Genomic DNA, 3927 nt, shown 5'->3' with positions numbered 1-3927 from the left:
CGTCCTCGTAGTGGGTCTACGTGGACGATCCCGACAACGCAGCGAGGCGCCGTGCCAGGCGTCGCGGGCCAGACGGGACTTTGCGGACACCCCCTGAGGCCGGAGCGCCGGGGCGGGCCCTTGGCGGGCTCGCCCCGGCCTCGTGTCACACCGCCCAGGCCGGGAGATCGCTGATGGTCACGACGCATGCGGTGCAGATCCAGCCGGGGCCCTGGGAGACGAGCAGGACATGGTCGCCCGGGCTGACCTCTCGCGTGCGGACCAGGTGCTCCAGCGAGAGGAAGACGTCGGCACCGCCGATATGACCGACGCCCTTGCCGAAGTCGAAGGACGACTTCGACATGGGCAACCCGAGCGGCGTCATGACCGAGTACTCGATCATCCGGCCGTCCATATGAATCGGCACGACCTTGGCGAGGTCGGATGCGTTGAGGTCGGCGTCGACCAGGGCCCGGTGGATGATGCCCAGGTCGAAGACGCTCAGCTTCTCCAGCGTCTCCGACAGCGACAGCTCGGTCTCGGTGAACCGTTCGGCCCGCGCCGCCATGTCCGCCATCGAACCGGCCTCCCCGCGCAGCAGCAGCGGGCCGTCGCCACGGTGCCACTTCTCCAGGGAGGGCAGCAGCCCGGCGTGCAGCGACCGCACCTCGGCGAAACCCTCCTCCGCGCTGAGCAGAGCGGCGGCGCCCCCGTCACCGAGGAAGTACGACTGGCCGTAGCCCGTCCACCGGTCGATCTCCGGGGAGGAGAAGTTCTCGCCCGTCGTCAGCAGCACGGCCTCCGTCTCCGCGGCGCCGGTCAGCTGGCCGATGGCCACCTCCAAGGAGCCCAGCATGCCGTTGCAGCCCTGCTGGAGGTAGAGCGCGGAGACACCCTCCAGGCCCAGCTCCCGCTGGATGTACCCGGGCGGATAGGAGCCCGCGGGCCCTTGGTAGTGGACCGCGCTGTGGAGATGCGACGCTATCTCGTCGGGCTCGAGCTTCGCACGCTCCAGGGCGGTCCGGGCGGCTGACACCGCGAGGTCGACGGCCGGCACATCAGCGGACACATGGGTTCCGGTGAGTCCGTTCGCCGCTGTCACCTCCGGGTCGAGGAGGCCGTCGGCCACCGCCTGTTCCGCGCTCACCCACTCGTGCAGAGCGACTCCCAGTGAGTTGATGTGGACGTTCTCTACCCTCATGCGGGATGTCTCCGTTCCTTCCGGCACCGGGGCCGGGCTCAGGCGAGCAGCTGTTCCTTGATGTGCTGGGCCAGTTCGACGGGTGTCGTGAAGTCGAATGCCACGCTGGGCGCCAGGGTGAGCTTGGCGGCGTTGTTCAGGGCATTGCGGAGCGTGAGCGAGGTCAGGGAGTCGAAGCCGAGCCCCTTCAGCTCCGTCGTCGCGGTCACCGAGTCCGCGGACGAGTGCCCCAGCACGACGGCGATCTGCTCACGCACGAGATCGGTCAGCGTCGCGTCGCGTTCCGCGTCGGTCATCGCCGCCAGCAGATGCCGCAATTCCGATGCCTCCGCCGGGGTGTCCTGCGCCGGCCGGCGAGCCGGGGCCGGCAGCAGGGAACGGAGCAGCGGAGGTGCCTCCCCGGCCCTGGCCCGCTCGTGCAGGACGCCGAGGTCCAACCGGGCCGCGACGGTGAGCTCGTGCCCCAGCCCGCGCGCCGCGTCGAACAGCTGGAGACCGTGCTCCGGAGGGAGTTCCCCCACCCCCGGCAGCGCCAGCCGTGCGTTGCCCGCGGTGACCAGGTCGCGACCACCCCAGACGCCCCAGGCGATCGACGTCGCGGGGACCCCCTGGGAGCGTGCCTCGTATGCGAACGTGTCCAGGAAGGCGTTGGCCGCCGCGTAGTTGCCCTGTCCCGCACCACCGAAGACGCCCGCGACCGACGAGAACATGATGAACGCCGACAGGTCCGCGCCCCGGGTCGCCTCCCGCAGCGCGAGCACCGCGTCCACCTTGGGCCGAAGCACCGCGCTCACCCGGTCGGGCGTCAGGGACGGAATGACACCGTCGTCGACCGTGCCGGCGGTGTGCACCACGGCCCGGAGCGGGCGGTCGGCCGGGATGCCCGCCAGCACTTCCGTCACTGCCTGACGATCCGTCACATCACACCCGGCCACGGTGACCTGCGCGCCCAACGCGGTCAGCTCTGCCTGGAGTTCGGCCGCGCCCGGCGCGTCGGGCCCCCGCCGACTCATCAGCAGCAGATTCCGTACGCCGTGTTCCACGACCAGGTGACGGGCGACCACGGTGCCCAGCATGCCGGTACCACCGGTGACCAGCACCGTGCCCTCGGCTCCTTCGGGAAGCGCCGCCGCACCGACGTCGCTCCCGACGGAGCGGCGAGCCAGTCGCGGCACCCGTACCGCTCGCTTGCGCAGGGCCCACTGCGGCTCGCCGGAACCCACGGCCTTCAGCAGCGCACGCCAGGCCGGCTTGCCGCCGTCCATATCCACCAGCAGGAAGCGGCCAGGGAATTCGGTCTGCGCCGAGCGCACCAGTCCCCACACCGCGGCGGCCGTGAGGTCGAGCCGCCCGCTCACCCCGCCGCCGTCCCAGGCGGGCACCGCACCCCGGGTGAGGAACACCAGCCGGGACCGGTCGAAGACCGGTGTCGTCACCCAGGACCGTGCCCACTCCAGCGCCCGGCGCGTGGTGTCGTGGACGGCGCTCGCGAGCTCCGCACCGGTCCGCTCGACGGACGCGTCGGACGCGCAGTTCACCACGACCACATCGGGCGCACCGGAGGAGTCGTCGACGGCCGCGGCCAGCGCCTCCGGATCGGGGTACGCCTCGGCGTACTGGCCCACCGACATCAGCCCCGACCGCACCCCCAGGGTGTCCTCGCCGACGATCGCCCACTTGGCGGGCACCGTGCCGGCCACGGGCGCGAGGTCCACATCGGTCCACTCCACGCCGAACAGCCCGTCCTGCTGGGCGGCGCCCGCCGCCCGGACCCCGCTCCGGGAAACCGGTCGCAGCGTCAGGGACTCCACCGTAAGCACCGGAGCTCCGGTGGCATCCGCAGCCCGTACCGAGAAGGAGCCGTCGGGCAGCGGACTGATGCGCACCCGCAGCACGCAGGCCCCGGAGGCGTGCAGGGAAACCCCCTGCCACTCCCCGGCCCGCCACGGCCCTACGGGCTCCGGCAGCACGCCGTCGATCCGCAGTGGCTCCAGCGCCGCGTCGGCCAGGACCGGGTGCAGTCCGAACTCCGCTGCCTCCGGCCGCAGCCGCTCGGGCAGGGCCACCTCCGCGAAGAGCTCGTCACCGCGTCGCCACACGGTCTGCGCGACCGGCGCGAAGTCACCTCGGCCGTCCGCCGCTTCCTGGCCGTCCGCTGCTTCCTGGCCGTACGGCACTTCTTCGGCCTCGGCCGGGGGCCACGCCTCCAGGTCCCAAGAGGGTGCCGGACCCTCCTCGGCCAGCGACCCCGTCGCATGGCACGTCCACGGCCGTCCGACGCTTTCGTCGCCCCGCCGTGCGTGCACGGACACCGGACGCCGCCCCGTCTCCCCGGGTTCACCGACCGTGACCCGGAGCTGGACGGCCCCGGACTCCGGCAGCACCAAGGGGTTCTGCACCGTCAGCTCCACCAGCTTCCCGAAGCCCACCTGGTCACCGGCCCTGACGGCCAGTTCGACCAGCACCGGATCGGGCACCAGCGGGGCACCGCCGACGTCGCGCCGGGCGAGCCAGCCGTACGCAGCCGTCGATAGGCGTCCCGTGAACAACACCGTGTCCGAGTCGGGGAGTTCGACGGCTGCCCGCAGAAGCGGATGCTCCGCGCGCACTGCGCCGATGCCCGAGTCACCGCGGGACGCCCCGGGGGCCGCCTTCAGCCAGTGGTGGTGGCCTTGGAAGGGGTAGGTGGGGAGGTTGGGGTGGGGTGGGGTGGTGGGGGTGTGGTGGAGGGGGATGCCGTGGGTGTA

General features: G+C 72.1%; 2 protein-coding genes. Both read right to left on the bottom strand.

What is annotated here, in order from left to right; genetic code table 11:
* Nucleotides 1-145: 145 nt before the first annotated feature.
* The gene (locus tag ACZ55A_RS37065; protein WP_468849498.1) at nucleotides 146-1180 is read right to left on the bottom strand and encodes a ketoacyl-ACP synthase III family protein; all 1035 of its coding nucleotides are present in this window, start codon (nucleotides 1178-1180) and stop codon (nucleotides 146-148) included.
* 38 nt (nucleotides 1181-1218) lie between these two features.
* A partial coding sequence (locus ACZ55A_RS37060) for a type I polyketide synthase (protein WP_468849496.1) occupies nucleotides 1219-3927 on the bottom strand: 2709 nt, incomplete at its 5' end.

This window comes from Streptomyces sp. NPDC034111 (assembly GCF_055575375.1).
The sequence above is the reverse complement of the archived record's forward strand: the minus strand, read 5'-3'. Positions and strand labels throughout refer to the sequence as shown.

Bases quoted from the DNA above. Each gene is read 5' to 3' on its own strand.
- ACZ55A_RS37065 (WP_468849498.1), bottom strand. From the start codon at position 1,180: ATGAGGGTAGAGAACGTCCACATCAACTCACTGGGAGTCGCTCTGCAC.